Below are 18,297 nucleotides of genomic sequence, written 5' to 3'. Positions count from 1 at the left end.
ATCGACAGGAGGAGCTGCCCTTGCCTGTTATCCATCCACAGAACGCCTGTCAGCTACAGCAGAAAGCTGCCGTAACGGCATCCAGAAAAACCATTCCCTCCACAGTGAGACGACAGAACCGGCTGTCACAAATCAAAAAACCTTTCTGCTCATAATAATCCAGCAGACCCCCGTATTCTGTATGAAAAGAACCGCCAAACGCAGTATCCCATGCCTGGATATCCAGTCCCTTGCGGGTTCTGAACCCCAGATAAAACCCTTCAATCTGCTCCCCATCCCTGGTCAGGGGCTCTTCCAGAATACGTGGAAGCTGTTTCTGCCTCACTGAGTTGATATAAAAAGCAAGATCCGGAGCATTGGACCATCGCAGGGGATGAATATAGCTATGGGCACCCGGTCCGAAACCAAGGCAAATTTTTTTTTCCCAATACCCGAGATTGTGACGGGACTGGAATTCTTCTCCCCTTGCAAAACTGGAGACTTCATACCATGGGTAACCGGCTGCATCCATATAGTACAACGTAAACCGCAGAAGATCCGCCACCATGGATTCATCCGGGGCAGAAAGCACCCCTGCCTCCAGATCCCGTCCCATGGGGGTATCCGACTCTATGGAAAGCATGTAAAGGGAAAGATGATCCGGCCCAAGGCTCAGCGCTTTTTTCAGTCCGGATTCCCAGAAGACCCTGCCCTGACCTGGAAGCCCGTAGATCAGATCCAATCCCATATTGAAAAAACCGGCCCTCCTTCCCGCATCCCATGCATCCAGAGCTTCTTTCACACTGTGGCTACGGCCAAGGAAACAAAGTTCCTGTTCATCCAGGCTCTGTATGCCGAAATGCAAACGATTCACTCCGGCATGGCGAAATTCCATCAGTTTATGAGGTGAAACGCTGCCAGGATTGGCTTCCAGCGTGATTTCAGCCCCCTGTCGGATGCCGTATCGGCTATCCACAGCATCCACAATCCGGCCTATCACATCCGCATCCAGAAGAGAGGGAGTTCCCCCTCCAAAATACAGGGTATCCACCCCCTTTCCCTTCGGTTTTTCCATGAGACTTATTTCATCCAGAATGGCTTGCGACCAGTCATCCATAGCCTGAAGACTGGCAGTGGAATAAAAATCACAGTACCTGCAGCGGGATTTGCAGAAAGGCACATGAATGTAAACTCCCATACTGTTTTTCATCAGATGAATCGTCGCATAAGGTCATCCAGCACCTCTTCCAGATTATCCGGCCGGATTCCATAACGTCGGCAGGCTTCCTCCACACGACCCCGGCGCTGCAGGTCCCTGAAATCTGCCATTCCGCGATACACGCCCATCCGGCGTCCCGCCTGGTACAACATTCTGTCCTTTTCCGGAAGATCCAGAAAAGACTGGATTTCTGCTATCATTTGCGGTTTATCCTCCGGAAACCTTCCATTGACACTTTCAAAGAGATTCAGCACATGATCACTGGTCAGGGTACTGGAAATTCCTTCCAGTGCCATAATAAAACCGAGCATTTCCCGTGCCACTTCTTCACCGCTGCATTTCTCAAAACGGCCTTCCTGCCAGTCCTGGTAAAGCTCTGTATGGGCCGGAAGGGCCAGGGTTCTCAGCCGTATATAATCCGGGTTGATCTGATTCAGAGCATCGGCCGTGTCCATGGCGTGGGCTTCAGAAAGATCCCTGCCGCCAAGGCCCGGCATGACATACTCGGAAAGGGACATGCCAGCTGCCTTCACTTTCTGACCGGCCATAATATGCACTCCCCGCGTAACGCCCTTCCGAATTCTTTCCAGCACCTCATCACAACCGGATTCCATCCCCACATGAATGCGGTTCAGACCGGTTTCAGCCATCTCCCTCAGCTTTGCATCAGGAATTCCCTTAATGGTATGGGAGCGTGCATACGAGGTAATCCGGCTGATCCATGGAAAGCGGTCCCGAATATGGCGCAGCACCGATATGAGATCATCCGGTTTCATAATCAAGCTGTTGGCATCCTGAAGAAAAACAGATTCCATGCCATGGGCCATCCAGTTAAGTGTTGCATGCAGCGCATCCAGCTCCGGTCCGGACAAATCCTTTCCCGCACGCGTCACCATATCCCGTGTCACGGGGCCTCCTGACGCGTCGGCCTGCAAAGCCGTCAGGCAGGCATGCACACTGTCGATATCGGCAAGAACATGGTCCACAGGCCGCAAACTGAAACGGCTCCCTTTGTATACAGGGCAGAACCGGCACCGGTTCCATGGGCAGTTCCGTGTAACCCGGATCAGAAGACTGCCAGCCTCGCTGGGAGGGCGAATAGGCCCTTGCTCAAAACCTTGATATATGGATGTATCACTTTTATTTTCCAACATTCTTCCTCCTTACGGTTGCTGCATCTGCGCCTGTACAGGGGCTGGACATTCTTTATTATCATCGTCAAAGATGCCAGCTGGCAAGCGATGGCGGCAACAAAACAAGCTGGATTTTCAACATAGGAACCTTTACGAAAATGGCAAGCAACTTTGACACAACGCAGGATTGAATGTATAGAGTATCGTCGTTCATACCCAAGGAGACACCTTTACATGCGACCCTCTTACTTTTTTATTCCCTTTTTGGTTCTTCTTTTACTGGCACTGATCACAGGGCTCCTGCTCCGAAATGAGCTGCAGCAATACGCACAAACACCGCTGCAGGAAAAGGGAGAAGAAATTCTTTTCAGTGTCAGGCCGGGTGAAGGCTTCCGAACCGTGGCCGAACGTATGGAAAGAGAGGGACTGATTCACTCCTCCTTCCGCCTCCGGGTTCTGGCGCGTCTGGAAAAAAAAGACACACGCCTTCATATCGGTACCTATGCCATGTCTCCAGCCCTCTCACCCCGATATCTTCTGGACATGATGGTGGAGGGCCGGGTGAAACGCTACCGCATCACCCTGCCCGAAGGCCTGCGCATAACAGAAATTGCCAAAAGGGTCTCGCAAACCGGGCTTGTGGAAGAAGAAACCTTCGTCTGGCAAGCTAAAGACCCTGCCTTTGCCATCCGCCTGGGCATTACCGCTCCTACCCTTGAAGGCTACCTCTTCCCGGACACGTATTTTTTTACCCATCAGGACAGTGTGGAAACCATGCTGCACACCATGGTCAAGCATTTTAACCGGGTTTTTACGGACGAAAAAAAAGAACGGGCCAAAGAGCTGGGCTTTTCCGTGCACGAAATTGTGACACTGGCTTCCATCATTGAAAAAGAAACGGGGGCTCCGGAAGAAAGACCCCTGATTTCTTCCGTTTTCCATAACCGGCTGAAAAAAGGCATGCGGCTTCAGACTGACCCCACGGTGATTTACGGAATTCCTGATTTTGGCGGCTCCATCACCCGAAGCCATCTCCGGACACCGACACCGTATAACACCTACCATATCCGGGGGTTGCCGCCCGGTCCCATAGCATCTCCGGGAAAAGCCTCCATTCAGGCTGCCCTGTGGCCTGCTCAGAGTGACTACCTCTTTTTCGTCTCCAGAAATGATGGCACCCATCATTTCTCAACCAACCTTCCAGAACACAACCGTGCGGTTCAGAAATATCAGCGCGGTAACCGAAATTCAGGACAATAGGGTTGTGATGGACCAGTCTCTCCCATATCAGTACATGTGCCGGAAAGCCATTGAGATTCAGCAAAAATGGGAACCCAGTCAGGGTGACGTCTACATTACCCCAGCCCACAAGGCCGGGATTCATTTCTGGATTGAGGCAGAGGCCCCGCATGCCTTCCGTAAGGGCTTTGCCATTTTCTACAGGGGGAAAACCATACGGATCGAGTCACGGGTATGGCTTCCCAGGCTCAACCAGCTCATGGATCTGGCACAGATACCCGGCATACGGTTTCAGGATATGACCTTTCGTTTCCACAGGTGGGCTGGCAGTACCGAAGACAGAAAAGAACACCCCTGCCTCCACCACTTCAAAAGTCAGGAACAGCTCTGGCTCGCCTTTGTCATGGCCATCCATTCCGGAAAACAATGGGATGGCAAGCAATGGATTACTATTTCACCTGCAACAGCATGACCCTGGCCTCGCCCTCCTTCTGGCCTTACGAATACAAGGAGACCCGGCAGTACAGGGATAGGGATTCTGACGCTAAAGGATGATTTCCAATCAATACCCATGCCCATCCTTTGCCTTTTAGTGCTAGCCTGATTGATTTGAAAGGAACCCATGTCTTCATCTCTTCCGGAATCCTGGTCCCTGGCCACCCTTGCAGGGCAACGGCTGATGATCGGCTTTGAAGGACCTGCCTGTGACACTCGAATACGCCGACTTCTTTTCCGTTTCCGCCCTGCTGGTGTGGTTCTTTTTGCCACAAATGTCCGCTCTCCGGACCAGCTCCGCCGACTGATCTCCGATCTTCAGACAGCAGCTTCGGATGCAAAAATTCCACCTCTTATCATTGCCATTGATCAGGAGGGGGGCCATGTTGCCCGTCTGAGGGAGCCGTCCTTCAGGGAATATCCTTCCATCAGAACCCTCCGAACTGAAAGTGAAGCCCGAAATCATGCACGTTCCATGGCCAAAGACTTAAAAAACCTGGGCATCACCATGAATCTTGCTCCCGTTCTGGATGTGGCCACTTCTTCCGGAAGTATCATGCTGAACCGCGCTTTTGAAGGCAGTGCGGCCATGGTGGAGACCATGGGCCTTGCCATGATTGAGGAGTATCAGAAGCAGGGGGTTGATGCGGTGGCCAAACACTTTCCCGGTATCGGCCGTACGGTGCTGGATTCCCATCAGGTTCTGCCCCATCTCCATACGGATTGGGAAGAACTGGCATCCAGTGACCTTATTCCCTTCAGGGCAGCCATCCAGACAGATGTTCCCGGCATCATGGTATCTCACATCCTGTATGAAAAACTGGATCCCCAGTGGCCAGCCAGCCTTTCTGTGCAGATATCCAGAAACCTTTTAAGAGATACCATGGGCTATGAGGGTCTTGTCATGACCGATGATCTGGACATGAAAGCAATCCGCCTGCCCATGGAAAAAGTAATGGAACGCATGGTGGCAGCAGAAATTGATCTGGGACTGATCTGCCATGAGGGCCCTGCCCTGGAAGAAGCTTTTGAAACCCTTGTTCAGACAGCAGAAAACCCCGAGGCCAGAAAGCAATTCTTGCAGTCTGCCCACAGGGTTCTCCGTTTGACCATAAAAAAAGGACTCCGGAATTAGCAGGTCTAATCCGGAAGCAGGTCATAGAAATACCGCATCGCATCGGAACGGGAAACAATCCCTATAATTTTGCCTTCCCTCACCACGGGAAGGCGGCCAATATCATGCTTGACCATCACCTTGGCCGCCTCCATGGGACTTTTGCCCGGATCAATGGTAATCACATTCCGGCTCATAAAGGCTTTTACCGGTGATTTTTTCTGGGATTCCTTACGGATCTTTCTGAAATCCCGCCGGGAAATGACACCGGTTAACACACCTTTTTCTACTACCGGAAGCCCCGTGCACCCTTTCTCCACCAAGACCTCCCACACCTCATCCATGGGGGTATCCGCCTCCACCGTTTTTACCGGATAGCTCATGATATCACTCAGCTGAATGGAACTCTGCTGATTGCCTTCCAGAAGGGTGAGCATCTGCTCCATCACGGCATCCGGATTCACCATATCCAGCATGGCGGAACCGGCGGCGGGGTGTCCACCGCCGCCAAGACTGCGCATCACGGAACCCACGTTCAGATCTTCGGTTTTGCTGCGACCGATAACAAAAGTACGCTGGCGTTCCAGATCCGTAAAAATACCGAAGGCTGCGTCCACGTTCATGATTTCCCGGTACATGTTGATCACAACAGAAAGATTGCCCACATGGCCTTCAATCACCATGCGACTGACGGCAATCCGATGACCCTTCACATCCACCTTGGCTGCTTCACCCGCCTGAATCATTTCAAACAGAATGTCCTTCTGGCGTTCACCATACACAGGCCGCAAAAAAGTGGAAAGCACATTGAGGTCCGCCCGGTTTTCCAGAAGAAATGCGGCTGCCAGCGCATCTTCGGAGCGGGTGGAGCTGAAACTTAAGTTCCCCGTATCTTCATAAAGCCCCAACAGAAAAAGAGTCGCCTGCATGGGAGTGAGCCGCATACCCTTTTCCCTGATACGCCGGACAAGCAGGGTTACGGTGGCTCCCATCATTTCCCGGCATGTCCAGCCGGCCTGTATGTCTCCCTCGGGATGATGATCCCAGAGTATAAGCTCCAGCCCTTCTTTGTCCTTAAACTTCCGGAACTGCCCGTCCAGCCGGGACCAGGATCCCGTATCCACAACAATCAGGCGTTCTACTTTTTTTACTTCCACTTCTTTAGGAAGATACGTGTCAAAAATATCTTTGTGGATGGATAGAAAAGCTTTCACATTGGGGTTCATGTCATTGGGCCGTACGGGAATGGCTCCGGGATACAGCAGGCTCGCAGCCATCATGGAGGCCACTGCATCAAAATCCGCATTTTTGTGGGTCGTTATGATGTCCATCTTCCTCACATTTTGTCCCTAAGGGTCAAATCCGGTGTTCTATTTCTCATCCCGGGAGGATCGTACTTCCCGGCTTTCTGTTGAATCAGGCAGATAAAGCGAATCCCGGCGCCTCTCCGGAAGCAGTCGTTCCTCCCGTTCCATGGTAAGACGTAAACGTTCCAGCTCCACCCTTGCATCCATGGCTTTGGAGGCAAGGCGATATCTCAGATACAAAAACCAGAAAGCAAGACTCAGTATGCCAAGAAAAAGGGAGGCAAAAATCCAACGGAAGCGCAGGACCAGCTCCAGAGCAGACAGAGCCGCGCGGGACAAAAGCACCGGCAGCACCCAGAGGGCAAGCACAGACAGAAAAACAAGTCCACCCACCGTAAAAACACCGGGCCTGTCCATTCCTGCCATCACCTGTCCCAGGGTTTCCATCTTCGCCTTGTCCTCCATGGGGCCGGATTCTTCCTGAGAGAAAAGGGAGCGCCATACCTTCACAAAAAACGCCAAAAAAAGCACCATGCCAACGGGGACACCAATGGCGGCAAACAACCATGCCGTAAGTGGAAAGGGTGTTTCACGGGTCACCAGGCGGGTATGGTAGGATTCAAGAGGGCCAAAATTCTGTTCAAAATAATACCGGTCAAAACGGGTCAGGGTATCTCCCCTGGTCTCGTAAATTACGCTGCCATCGCTACTCTGGACCTGGAGCCATGATTTTTTTCCAGATGCATTCCAGGCAAGAGAAAAAGCAATGATTTCTCCCACTGCCAACAGAATCAGGAGAGTCAGAATCAGCCTGCGGGAGAGGCCGGATGGCGGTGTCGTTTCAGGCATAAGCACCTTTCTCAATTGACCATACAAAAAAAGCAGTACAGAGCCTACGCTTCTGCCTGCCTTTTTCTTAACATAGCCCTTTGCCCCGGACAACAGGGTGTATGCATATATCTTTCTTATTTTTCACTGCATCGGATCAGAAGAGAATGGAGCATTGGATCTTCGGGAAAGCCATTCCCTGGCACGGCTCTCTCTCAATCGCTGGTCAGGGAGAAGCCACCCTGCGGTCCCATTGGAAAAGGGAAGTTCTGGGAGCAAGAAAAACGCGCACTTCCGCTATGGCAATACCTTCTGCATAACGCACATCCATAACCTGCGCACCCATGAGATAGGCCCGGGTTTCTGCCATAATGCGGTCATGCCCCATCTGACCGTCTCCTGACATGGCGGATGCTTCTATCAGTATGCCGCCAATCCGCTCTGAAAGACGTCTGTACCCATCCAGGATGGCGGCCCGCTCAGCATGATACCGCCTTTGAGCAGGCGACCCCTTATCGGGCGCCAGACCCTGTCCTTCCGCCCGCACCATGAGTTTCACAAGGGCTTCTTCGGGTTCTATACCAGGAATCAGATTTTCAGCCTGCATCACCGGTGTCTGATACCGCAGCACCTGATGCCGCGTGGCACATCCTGCCAACATAATCAGCAACATTACCACGCTCAGCCAAAGGCAGGCACGCCCTCCCCTGCTCTGTCCTTTTACCATCTTTACTCTCCCATCGGCCAGCCTGTTGTAAAGTTCCCATTTATTCTGGCAGCCGGTCCATGTTATAGGTTGAACTCAGATAAAAAGCGTCATTTCAGAACCTATCGGTCCAGCCGCTTTTTTCCTTAAGACTTACGCTATCAGAAACGAAAAAACCATGCGGTCCTCTCCTGTTCATACAGTTCTTTTACTTTTCCTCTGTGTTTTTTGCACGGCCTGCGCCGGGATACATCAGGCAGCAACAACAGGTCCCTATTTCATCACCCTGGAGCAGGACAGTCACAATGGCATGCTGGGAGAAAGCCGCCTTCTTATGGTCTCCGCTCCTGAAGAATACAGAGCAGATGCATGGACAGTGACTTCTGTTTCCGTAACCATCCCCAGCCAGCCCGGTCAGGACGGCCGGGAAAGGGCATTGAAAACCGCATGGAAAACCCTTCTCTTCCGGGAAGGCACTCAGAGTATTCAGGCACGCAGTTCATCGGAAGGCAGACACACCCACACAAGCATGACCCTGCGCTACGAAGGACTGGTGGAAGAGCCCATGCGAATTGTATCTTTTATACGCGAAGAAAAATCCATCTCCCTGACACTGGAAACCCGTTTTGCTCCCATTGCCTTTCCGGACCAATGGGAAAAGCTGCACAAAAAACAGAAACGGCAGGAAACAGCAAAAGAAATTCTTTCTGTTTTCCGCTGATCCAGGGCCTGTACTGCTGGGAAAAAGGTATAAAAAAACTTACAAAAACAAGGAAAATAACATGATTGCTGTTGTACAGCGGGTCAGCTCCGCTGAAGTTCGCATTGATGGAGATGTGGAAGGAAAGATCGGCAAAGGAATTCTTGTTCTCCTTGGTGTTGCCAGAGAAGACACCACCGAAGACAGCAACTACCTTTCAGATAAAATTGTTCATCTGCGTATTTTTGAAGATGGGGAAGGCAAAATGAACCGGTCCCTGCTGGACTTCAGCGGAGAAATTCTCGTGGTTTCCCAGTTCACCCTCCTGGGAGACTGCCGCAGGGGACGCCGCCCATCCTTTACGGAGGCCGCCAGACCTGAAATGGCCATTCCCCTTTATGAGCACTTTGTCACAGCCTGCAAAAACTTTGGTATAAGGGTAGCAACGGGAAAATTTCAGGCCACAATGGCCGTTTCCCTTATCAATGACGGTCCGGTTACCCTTACGCTGAACAGTACCGAACGCAAAAAATAAGGACAGAACCCATGCGCTGCTACCGACTGCTTGTAATGCTCATTCTGTTGCAACCCACCCTGTCCCTGGCTGATCCACCTTCTTCGGAAAGGGCCTGGGTTCTGAAAACCCCCAGTGGTGAAATCCTTTCTGAACAGAACCCGGAACAAGCCATGATACCGGCTTCCATACTGAAAGTTCTTACTTCCCTCTATGCCCTTGAAACACTGGGGGCAGAATATCGTATCCCTACCCTCCTCAGCACGGGCAATGACGGATCGCTGGTTGTACAGGCGGAGGCGGATCCCCTCATGACGTCAGGGCCACTGAAAAATCTGGCCCAGCAACTGGCTTCCCACACGCAGAAGCGTCATTTTACCCAGCTTGTCATAGATGTATCGGCCTTTGAACACAAACTTCCCGTAGACGGACGCTGTCACACTTCCCAACGCACCTACAATGCTCCCCTTTCCCCCTTTGCCGTCAACTTCAACACCGTAGCCTTTCAGATAAAGGGGGGAGAAATCCTGTCTGCAGAAAGGGAAACCCCTCTCCTTCCCATGGTTCTTGAGCCAATCCGGGCATCCCGCATGGCTTCGGGTCGCATTGCCCTGCCATCGGAAAATGATTTCCCTTTGCAATATGCCGCTTCCATGCTCCGTTTTTTTCTTGAAGAAGAGGGGTTTTCCTTTGAAAACACCGAGAATTCTTTCCGGGATAGTGCCCCACGGATACCCGATACCCCCATACTGGAAGTTCTGTCTCCATTCACCATTGAAGACATTGTGCATCAGCTTATGGCCTACTCCAACAATGTCATGGCCAACCAGCTGATGCTGACAACCGCCCTCAGGGATCAATATGATGCGGGCAACACCACTTCCGGCCCCATGGGCCTTGATGAGGCAAGAAAACGTTTTGCCAGTTTTATAGGCCGCCAGCTGGGGATAGATGATTTTACCGTAGAAGAAGGCTCCGGTCTTTCCAGAAAAAATCTCATATCCGCCAGAGAAATGATGAAAGCCCTGCACGCATTCAGCCCCTACATGAGCCTGATGCGCCAGGAACCCAGTGGCTGGTATAAAACCGGCACTCTTTCCGATGTGCGAACTCGGGCCGGTTACCTCAGGGGACCGGGGGGATGGTACCCCTATGTGCTCATGACTCACAGGGAAAATGATGCCTATTCACTTTATCTCAAAACCCTTCAGCAAACCGCAGGCAGCGGGAGTCGTCTGAGCCATTCTGCAAACTCTGCGGCCAAAAACCCGGCAACCAACTGAACCCAGAACTCAAAGGTAAGGGACCGGCCCATCAACAGCAGATAAGGTAATGGTGCTGTGTGCTATTCAGAAGGGACTGGCTCTTTCTTCTTTTTTTTCGGGGGAGCATAGAACTGCCATTCCTTATTGACGATGAGGCGTGCCCCCCTGTTAAAGGTGAAATAGGCCCCTGCCCACTGCAGTACAACAAAAAGGCGGTTCTTAAAGCCCGTGAGAAAATAAATATGAATGAGCAGCCATGTCATCCATGCAAAAAATCCTGAAAAACGAATTTTCCCCACCTCCACAACAGCCCGGCTTCGGCCAATGGTAGCCATCTGTCCCTTGTCAAGATAGGTAAAATCCCGGCGGGGTTTACCGGCCATGTCCATAAGAATATTTTTTGCAATATGGCGTCCCTGCTGCAGGGCCACAGGAGCCACACCGGGTAGCGCCCATTCTGCACCATCAGGGATGAAAGCCGCCTGATCACCCCCTGCAAAAATTTCAGGATGCCCGCCAATACTTAAATCCGGCCGAACCGGAACCCTGCCGAGATCATCCATGTTCTGTCCCAGAAAACCATTGATATCCGATGCCTGAATCCCTGCGGCCCAGATAACCGTTGCAGCCTGAACCCGTTCCTTACCAATATCCACACCATCGGAATCAATGGATGTTACCCTTCTTGAAGTCCAGACCTGAACACCCAGCGCCTCCAGATCCCGCGTTGCTTTAGCCGAAAGATCCGGATGATATCCCGGCAGAATCCGATCCCCGGCCTCCACAAGAATCACCCGGGTAAGCGTAGGGTCTATATTTTTAAAATCTTTGGAGAAAGTATAGCGACTCATCTCACCGATGGCACCGGAAAGTTCCACCCCTGTTGTACCGCCACCCACCACCACAAAAGTCAGCTGTTTCATTTTTTCTTCCGTATTATCCGTGCACTCAGCTCTCTCAAAAGCATAGAGAATCCTTCGACGTATCTCGGTTGCCTGCTCTATGGTTTTCAGTCCCGGTGCCAGTGGCTCCCAGACTTCATTACCGAAATAGGTATGCTGCGCTCCGCAACCCAGCACCAGATAATCATAGTGGATCGGGCCTACTGTAGTCACAACCTTCCTTGTTTCCATATCTATGGAAAGGGCTTCCGCCTGGAGAACCCTCACATTTCTGTAGCCTGAAAGAAGGGCCCGAAGGGGAGCGGCTATTTCCGCAGGACTTAAGCCCGCCATGGCCACCTGATACAGAAGGGGCTGGAAAAGATGATAGTTTTTGCGATCAATCAGGGTCACGTCAAGCTTACCGGATCTGCCAAGAATCTTGGCTGCATTCAGCCCCACAAAGCCTCCGCCCACAATGAGCACATGTTTCATATTTTTTCATCCTTTCCTCTAATAATAAGCTCAACGTATACAAAAAAGGAAATGCCACTTCTCCTTTTGCAAAATGACCATATTATTGTATTGTAGTTCTGAAAAAGGCCTTTGTCATCCATCTACTTGCGCCTTGGATTAAAAAGCATTGGCAAAAAGGGAATGAACGACTCTCTTCGCTTCCTTTTCATGCTATGTTCCTTTATTCCAATCTCATCAGCCGGAAAAAAGGCTTCGTAAATCAGGGCAGGAATCCGTGACCATGGTAGCCTTTGGCCGTTTACCTTACCAAAGCATGAATTGACTCCCAATTCCATGACTGAAGACCTGTAGTAAAGATACAGCCCACAGGCGGAGAACGGGTAGGATATGCAGAATCTTGTTTCCTTTCTACTGGAACTGATGACCTTCCGGACCCTTGCACAAAACCCGGAAGCCATCCGGCACTGCACGGCACACATTCAGAGAAACCTCACAGCCCATGGTGTCCCCCACGAAATACTGTCTGTCCAGCAGTGTCCATCCATCCTTGTCTGCCCCCAGCCACGCCGTGCGCCCATACTGCTGATCAGTCATATGGATGTGGTGGACGGACCGGATCATCTTTTTTCTCCGCGTGTTCAGGACGGTCGCATATGGGGTCGGGGTGCCGTGGACGACAAATATGCCATCGCCCTTTCCCTGGCACTTTTCTATCGTAACCTTTCCCGCCTGCGGGAGCGGGGACACGGTGTGGAAGCAATGAATTTCGGCCTGCTGATCACATCAGATGAGGAAAGCGGAGGTGAAAAAGGCACCGGTACCATCCTGCCTTTGCTGAACTGCCATTTTGCCATTGTTCTGGACGGGGGCTCGCCGGAACAGATCATTACCTGTCAGAAAGGGATTCTCCATCTCCGTATTACGGCAAAGGGTAAAAGCGCCCACGCAGCCCGGCCCTGGCTGGGAAGAAATGCCATTGAAAACCTTATGGAGGATCTCTCCCGGCTTCAAGGCTTTTTCAGCGGGAAGAAACAGGAACTCTGGGAAAAAACCCTGAACATCAGCCGTATAGAAGGAGGATCGGCTATCAACCAGGTACCCGATTCCGCATCGGCCTTTCTGGATATCCGTTTTACGGAAAAAGATGATCCTGCTGAGATTCTCCAAATGATTCAAAAGAGCTTGAAACACAGTTCGCTAAGTGAGCAAACCCATGATCCCGTTTTCACAGCAGGATCGTCTCCCTATCTGGATCTTCTGAAGCAGGCCGCTCCATGGGCAGGGGAAGCACGGGAGCACGGAGCCAGTGATGCTCATTTTCTTTCAGCCAGAGGAATTCCCGGCGTAGTCTGGGGTGCAGATGGCGAAATGAGCCAGCATTCTGATTCGGAACGTGTACGAATTGACTCCATAGAAGCCCTTGATTCCGGACTGCAGTCTTTTCTGGACCTCTGCACAGTGCATAAGGAAACACTTCCGTGGCACTGAAAACTACCCCCTTCCCCGACTGGCTGGCCTGCCCCGTCTGCGATGAGCTGCACATACGGCCCCATCTCCTTGACGGACAGATTGCTCTTTGTAAAAACTGCGGGAACCACATTGTCGGCCGGAACCCCCATGGTCTGGATCTTCCTTTCGCCCTCTCCCTGGCAGCTCTCACAGCGTGGATAACCGCCATCCTTCTGCCCTTTATCCATGTGAGCTTCGGAGGGCAGAATCAAACCGTATCCCTTCCCTCCGCCGTTACCATGCTTGCAGAGCACAGCATGACCTTACTGGCAGCTTTCGTAGGGCTGCTTCTCATCATGGCCCCTCTGTGCTCCATTCTTTGCATGCTGTATCTCCTTATTTTTCTCAACAGAAACAGAAAACCACCCTTTTATCGCTTTTTTCTCAAAGCCTATTCCCGAACCCGATTCTGGGACATGACCGATGTCTATCTCATCAGTATTCTCGTGGTACTGGTCAAAGCCGTTCACATGGCAGATATTCTTCTCCTCTACGGCTTCTGGGCCTTCTGTCTTCAGGTTCTCTGCATCCGACTTGCTTTTGCTGCTTTACCCCCACGGGATATCTGGCAGGTACTCATCACCTCCTCCACCCTTCCCCGACCCTTGCCTGGTAAAAGGGCCATGGAGGCCGGTCTTGTAAGCTGCCATATATGTACCCTTGTCCATAGCATATCGCAGAAACGCTGCCTGCTCTGCTCCAGCCCCCTGCACAGCCGTAAACCCCAGAGCATCAACCGTACCCTTGCCCTTACCCTTACGGCAGCCATTCTCTATTTTCCTGCCAACCTTTACCCCATTATGATTACAGTCAACATGGGAGAAGTGATCTCCAGCACCATTCTGGGCGGAGTTATCCTTTTATGGGAAACGGGCGTCTATTCCGTTGCCATTGTTGTCTTTTTTGCCAGCGTCTTCATACCTCTGGCTAAGCTCATTGCCCTTTCTTATCTGATGGGGTGCGTATATGCCGGCCGAAGAATCTTTCCCCATGACCAGACAAAACTCTATAAGATAGTAGAAGTTATAGGCAAATGGTCCATGGTGGATGTCTTTGTGGTTGCCACGCTGGCCGCCATGGTGCAGATGGGTCCCCTTGCCACCATAGAACCAGGCATCGCCGCCACAGCCTTTGCCGCCATGGTGGTCATCACCTTATTTGCAGCCGAAACCTTCGACCCCAGAAAACTCTGGGACCGGAAACCTGAGGAAAAGCATGCCCATGAACCTGAACGAACCGGAACTTCCTGACATCACAACAGCCAAGGCCCGTTTCTGGATCTGGCTCATACCCATTGCTGCCATGATCGGCGGCGGGTGGCTTCTTTTTCAGCACTATGCCCAGCGTGGCATTCTCATCAGTATCACGTTTGAAACAGCCTCAGGCCTTGTGGCTGGCAAAACCCAGCTGCGCTTCAAGGATCTTACCATCGGAATCGTAGAATCCCTTGATCTTACGCAGAATCTTTCCCACGTCAATGTCCATGTCCGGGTGGATCGCAGCATGCAGCCCCACATCAGCGAAGACAGCCGTTTCTGGGTGGTCCGTCCACGCATTGACAGGCATGGTATTTCCGGACTGAACACGCTGCTATCCGGAGCGTATATCGCCATGGAGCCGGGGACAGGTAAACCTGCCACCACATTCACCGGTCTTGAAAACCCGCCCATCACTTCACCGGAAACTCCGGGACTCCGCCTTGTTCTGGAAACCGACTCCGGAGGGGTAGATGTGGGAACCACTATTTATTACAGAAAAATTCCCGTAGGAACGGTGGAAGCGCGCACCGTTTTGCCGGATCCGCAACGCATTCTGCTGGATGTATTTATCCGCTCCCCCTACGACGCCCATGTGAATCAGGCATCCCGGTTCTGGCGTGATTCGGGCATTGATTTTTCTCTCAGCGCGGAAGGTATCCGTTTCCATACAGAATCCCTGGAAACCCTTTTTGCCGGAGGCATTGCCTTTGACAATCCGGACCCTTCGGCAGCGGCGGTGAAAAACAGCTGCCGCTTTCACCTTTTTCCCAGTTACAGAGACATCCGTTCCCAGTCCATGCAGATGGGACTTCCCTTTGTACTCTACTTTGACAGCTCCGTGCGCGGCCTTACGCCCGGTGCCCCGGTGGAGTTCCGGGGCGTTCAGGTGGGTGAAGTTCTGGATATCGATCTGCTTTATGACAGAGAAGCGGGTAAAATACGTATTCCCGTAACCATATCCATACTCCCGGAAGAGCTTCTGGGTAACGGCATCCCCGATGCGGAAGCGTTGCTCATGGAAATGCTGCAGACAGGCCTGAAAGCCCGGCTGGATGTAGGCAACCTCCTTACGGGGCAGCTTTATGTTTCCATGGAAATGGATGACTCTTCCGCATATATACCCCAACAATTCAATGATGAAGGTTTTCCTGTCATAGCAACTATGCCCCATCCCATTGAAAAAATAACAGAAAGTGCGCTCAGCCTCCTGCACCGTATCGGAGAGCTGCCCATAGAGGGTATTGCGGAAAACACCATCCACGCCCTGCAAAGTGCACAGCGCCTCATGGCTGAAATGGAAACCCTTCCAAAAAACATTGGTCCCATACTGACAGAAAGTCAGGAAGTTCTTGAGACCATACAAAAAACACTGGAAAATCTGCAGTCGGGTCTTCACAGCCTGCAACCCGGCAGCTCCCTTTATATGGAAATCAGCCGGGCCGCCCAGGAGCTTTCCGATTCAGCACGGGCCGTTCGAATTTTTGCAGAAAGTCTTGAGGCCAGACCGGATATGCTTATCCACGGAAAGTAACCTGCTTTTGCACAAGGAGACCGACATGCCAGGCAAAACAGCCCGCTCCGTACCATCCCCCTTGCGCGGATACCGGTACACCCATCTGATACTGATACTTCTTTTCTGCCTGGGATGTGCTGCCACACCCCAGCCCCGGTTTTACCACCTCGGTATCCACGATCCGGGCAGTATGGATGAAGATATTCGTCAAAAAGTTGCGGTCCTGGAAACCACCGCACTGCCAAGGCACCTGGACCGACCCCAGATTGTGGTCCGCAGGGAAACCCACGAACTTGTTGTCCATGAAGATCACCGGTGGGCGGCTCCCCTTGACCGGCTTTTCCGGGAATCCCTTGCCAGTCGGCTGGACGGTATTTTCAAAACTACCCGGGTTGTCCCGTCGGATACCATCTCAGCCTATCCCACGCCGACACATCGTATCCGCGTCAGAATTCTTGATTTTTCATCAAACACAGATGGAATCATACGCCTTGCCGGTTTTTTTTCCGTTCAGGAGGCACGGGAGGGAACAACAGAAAAACCCTTTGATCTTCATACCAGGGCGGAAGGTAAATCCTTTTCAGATTTTGTGGCAGCGCAGGCTCTGGCCTTGAATATGCTGGCAGATATTATTGCTGCTGAGGCAGCCGGTTTTTAGCCCTGCCGACGAACAGCAGATCCGTCAATCGAATGGAATGGACCTGTGGACATGATCTGCCATCAGGCTTTTGGGTCTCTTTTGGGTCTTTTTTGGGTCTCTTTTGGGTCTCTGTCCGTGATAGCAGCTACACATTGAATCAACGGCAGACAACCAGCAGGAGTCAGTTTTTTAATGAAATCAACGTCTTACCAGAAGCTTCCTTACGTATTCTGTTCCCGTGCAAAGGCTGCAGGAATGCTATTTAAAAATGAAACGGGTTAAGCCTTCCAGCCATATTCTCTATTGCCTGCATAATTATGGAAAAAAAGCTTGACACAAAAAAAGCTTAATAGTAATCATTATCGAAAATGGCGAGTACAACCACCCGCTAAGGAGATTGTTCATGGAAAAGAATTCTCCCAAAAAACTCGGTGCTACTCGTCTCAGTGCCCAACGCCGGGTTATACTGGAGGACGTTCTTGGCTGCAAATCACACCCCACAGCCGATATGGTCTATCGAAGTGTGCAGCATAAACTTCCGAGAATAAGTCTGGGAACCGTGTACCGTAACCTTGAAAGTCTCAGTGAGGGTGGGTATATTCAAAGAATTGATACGGGTACAGGTCCAAGACGTTACGATGGTGACACACGTACCCATGCTCACATTCGATGCATAGCCTGCGATAAGCTGGAAGATATTGCAGTAGAAGAGCATCTTGAAAGCCTGATCCCTGAAAACACCGGAACAGGCTATACCATCAATGATGTGATCATTGAAATCAGAGGATTATGCCCTGAATGCCAGAAAAAAGCGGCTGTTTGAGGCATCAGAACCGCCATACCATGGTGGCGTGGTACTTATAAAATGAACCTTCAATCTATTTAAAGGAGTGCAACAGAATGAAATCCATCAAAGGAACCCAGACCGAAAAGAATCTTTTGACTGCTTTTGCCGGCGAATCTCAGGCGAGAAACCGCTACACCTATTTCGCTGCCCAGGCCAAAAAAGAGGGCTATGTTCAGATTGCTGCCATCTTTGAAGAAACAGCCAATCAGGAAAAAGAACATGCCAAGCGTTTTTTCAAATTCCTTGAAGGCGGAGAAGTGGAAGTTCGCTGGAATTTCCCCGCTGGCGTTATCGGTACAACCGTAGACAACCTTAAGGCAGCTGCCAAGGGCGAAAACGAAGAATTCACATCCATGTATCCCGGCTATGCCAAAACGGCACGTGAAGAAGGTTTTGAGGCGATTGCAACGGTATTTGAAAAGATCTGCGTTGCAGAAGAACATCATGAGCAGCGCTACCTTGCTCTGGCAGCCAATATTGATGCAGGGCGTGTTTTTGAGCGTGAAGAAGGTACCACATGGGCCTGCCGTAACTGCGGCTATGTTCATACAGGAGAAAAAGCACCGGAAATGTGCCCTGCCTGCGCCCATCCCAAGGCTCACTTTGAACTGAAGTCCACCAACTATTGACCAGGACTCTGACCGGCACATTTCCTTTTTTCTGTGATCCATC

18 protein-coding genes are annotated in these 18,297 nt (G+C 51.4%); 12 read left to right on the top strand and 6 right to left on the bottom strand.

Annotated elements, in window-relative coordinates:
- Positions 1 to 49 precede the first annotated feature (49 nt).
- Together hemW and OOT00_RS11900 are read right to left on the bottom strand one after the other, a co-directional pair.
- Positions 50 to 1,177, bottom strand: a complete 1,128-nt coding sequence (gene hemW, locus OOT00_RS11905) for a radical SAM family heme chaperone HemW (RefSeq protein WP_265425599.1) — start codon at positions 1,175 to 1,177, stop codon at positions 50 to 52.
- A gap of 11 nt (positions 1,178 to 1,188) precedes the next feature.
- The gene (locus OOT00_RS11900; protein WP_265425598.1) at positions 1,189 to 2,352 is read right to left on the bottom strand and encodes a radical SAM protein; all 1,164 of its coding nucleotides are present in this window, start codon (positions 2,350 to 2,352) and stop codon (positions 1,189 to 1,191) included.
- A 213-nt stretch (positions 2,353 to 2,565) separates the two neighbouring features.
- Between OOT00_RS11900 and mltG the strand changes: the two genes are divergently transcribed.
- The 3 genes from mltG to OOT00_RS11885 all read left to right on the top strand — a co-directional run bounded on the left by mltG (position 2,566) and on the right by OOT00_RS11885 (position 5,200).
- The gene (gene mltG, locus OOT00_RS11895; RefSeq protein WP_265425597.1) at positions 2,566 to 3,591 is read left to right on the top strand and encodes an endolytic transglycosylase MltG; all 1,026 of its coding nucleotides are present in this window, start codon (positions 2,566 to 2,568) and stop codon (positions 3,589 to 3,591) included.
- Complete coding sequence (locus OOT00_RS11890; protein ID WP_265425637.1) at positions 3,545 to 4,042, top strand: hypothetical protein; 498 nt, start codon at positions 3,545 to 3,547, stop codon at positions 4,040 to 4,042. The genes mltG and OOT00_RS11890 overlap by 47 nt, the downstream gene beginning before the upstream one ends.
- A gap of 150 nt (positions 4,043 to 4,192) precedes the next feature.
- On the top strand, positions 4,193 to 5,200 hold the full coding sequence (locus OOT00_RS11885; RefSeq protein WP_265425596.1) for a glycoside hydrolase family 3 N-terminal domain-containing protein: 1,008 nt from the start codon (positions 4,193 to 4,195) through the stop codon (positions 5,198 to 5,200).
- A gap of 5 nt (positions 5,201 to 5,205) precedes the next feature.
- Here the strand turns inward: OOT00_RS11885 and OOT00_RS11880 are convergent, their stop codons facing one another.
- The 3 genes from OOT00_RS11880 to OOT00_RS11870 form a co-directional block, all read right to left on the bottom strand.
- Positions 5,206 to 6,510, bottom strand: a complete 1,305-nt coding sequence (locus tag OOT00_RS11880; protein ID WP_265425595.1) for a CBS domain-containing protein — start codon at positions 6,508 to 6,510, stop codon at positions 5,206 to 5,208.
- Between the two features lie 39 nt (positions 6,511 to 6,549).
- Positions 6,550 to 7,335, bottom strand: coding sequence for a hypothetical protein (locus tag OOT00_RS11875; RefSeq protein ID WP_265425594.1), 786 nt, complete (start codon positions 7,333 to 7,335; stop codon positions 6,550 to 6,552).
- A 205-nt stretch (positions 7,336 to 7,540) separates the two neighbouring features.
- A complete protein-coding gene (locus OOT00_RS11870; RefSeq protein WP_265425593.1) occupies positions 7,541 to 8,041 on the bottom strand; it encodes a hypothetical protein in 501 nt (166 codons plus the stop codon).
- A gap of 157 nt (positions 8,042 to 8,198) precedes the next feature.
- On the opposite strand from OOT00_RS11870, the gene OOT00_RS11865 reads away from it, so the two are divergent.
- The 3 genes from OOT00_RS11865 to OOT00_RS11855 all read left to right on the top strand — a co-directional run bounded on the left by OOT00_RS11865 (position 8,199) and on the right by OOT00_RS11855 (position 10,517).
- Positions 8,199 to 8,741, top strand: coding sequence for a hypothetical protein (locus tag OOT00_RS11865; RefSeq protein WP_265425592.1), 543 nt, complete (start codon positions 8,199 to 8,201; stop codon positions 8,739 to 8,741).
- Positions 8,742 to 8,802: 61 nt separating this feature from the next.
- Positions 8,803 to 9,255, top strand: coding sequence for a D-aminoacyl-tRNA deacylase (dtd, locus tag OOT00_RS11860; RefSeq protein ID WP_265425591.1), 453 nt, complete (start codon positions 8,803 to 8,805; stop codon positions 9,253 to 9,255).
- Positions 9,256 to 9,266: 11 nt separating this feature from the next.
- A complete protein-coding gene (locus tag OOT00_RS11855; protein WP_265425590.1) occupies positions 9,267 to 10,517 on the top strand; it encodes a D-alanyl-D-alanine carboxypeptidase in 1,251 nt (416 codons plus the stop codon).
- A 62-nt stretch (positions 10,518 to 10,579) separates the two neighbouring features.
- On the opposite strand, the gene OOT00_RS11850 is transcribed toward OOT00_RS11855, so the two are convergent.
- The gene (locus tag OOT00_RS11850; RefSeq protein WP_265425589.1) at positions 10,580 to 11,875 is read right to left on the bottom strand and encodes an NAD(P)/FAD-dependent oxidoreductase; all 1,296 of its coding nucleotides are present in this window, start codon (positions 11,873 to 11,875) and stop codon (positions 10,580 to 10,582) included.
- Between the two features lie 369 nt (positions 11,876 to 12,244).
- On the opposite strand from OOT00_RS11850, the gene OOT00_RS11845 reads away from it, so the two are divergent.
- The 6 genes from OOT00_RS11845 to rbr all read left to right on the top strand — a co-directional run bounded on the left by OOT00_RS11845 (position 12,245) and on the right by rbr (position 18,254).
- Positions 12,245 to 13,345 carry a M20 family metallopeptidase gene (locus tag OOT00_RS11845; RefSeq protein ID WP_265425588.1) on the top strand — a complete coding sequence of 367 codons (1,101 nt, stop codon included), beginning with the start codon at positions 12,245 to 12,247 and terminating at the stop codon, positions 13,343 to 13,345.
- Positions 13,336 to 14,616 (top strand): paraquat-inducible protein A, encoded by a 1,281-nt coding sequence (locus OOT00_RS11840; RefSeq protein WP_265425587.1) that lies wholly within the window; start codon positions 13,336 to 13,338, stop codon positions 14,614 to 14,616. Before OOT00_RS11845 ends, OOT00_RS11840 begins: the two co-directional genes overlap by 10 nt.
- Positions 14,588 to 16,156: a PqiB family protein gene (locus OOT00_RS11835; protein WP_265425586.1), complete on the top strand. Its 1,569-nt coding sequence runs from the start codon at positions 14,588 to 14,590 to the stop codon at positions 16,154 to 16,156. Before OOT00_RS11840 ends, OOT00_RS11835 begins: the two co-directional genes overlap by 29 nt.
- A gap of 25 nt (positions 16,157 to 16,181) precedes the next feature.
- Positions 16,182 to 16,796 (top strand): PqiC family protein, encoded by a 615-nt coding sequence (locus tag OOT00_RS11830; protein ID WP_265425585.1) that lies wholly within the window; start codon positions 16,182 to 16,184, stop codon positions 16,794 to 16,796.
- Positions 16,797 to 17,181: 385 nt separating this feature from the next.
- Positions 17,182 to 17,601, top strand: coding sequence for a Fur family transcriptional regulator (locus OOT00_RS11825; protein WP_265425584.1), 420 nt, complete (start codon positions 17,182 to 17,184; stop codon positions 17,599 to 17,601).
- Positions 17,602 to 17,678: 77 nt separating this feature from the next.
- Complete coding sequence (gene rbr / locus OOT00_RS11820) at positions 17,679 to 18,254, top strand: rubrerythrin (RefSeq protein WP_265425583.1); 576 nt, start codon at positions 17,679 to 17,681, stop codon at positions 18,252 to 18,254.
- Positions 18,255 to 18,297 lie beyond the last annotated feature (43 nt).

It is taken from the genome of Desulfobotulus pelophilus (assembly GCF_026155325.1).
Taxonomy (GTDB): domain Bacteria; phylum Desulfobacterota; class Desulfobacteria; order Desulfobacterales; family ASO4-4; genus Desulfobotulus; species Desulfobotulus pelophilus.
Note: the sequence above shows the minus strand (reverse complement) of the source record. Positions and strands in the feature narration are given on the sequence as shown.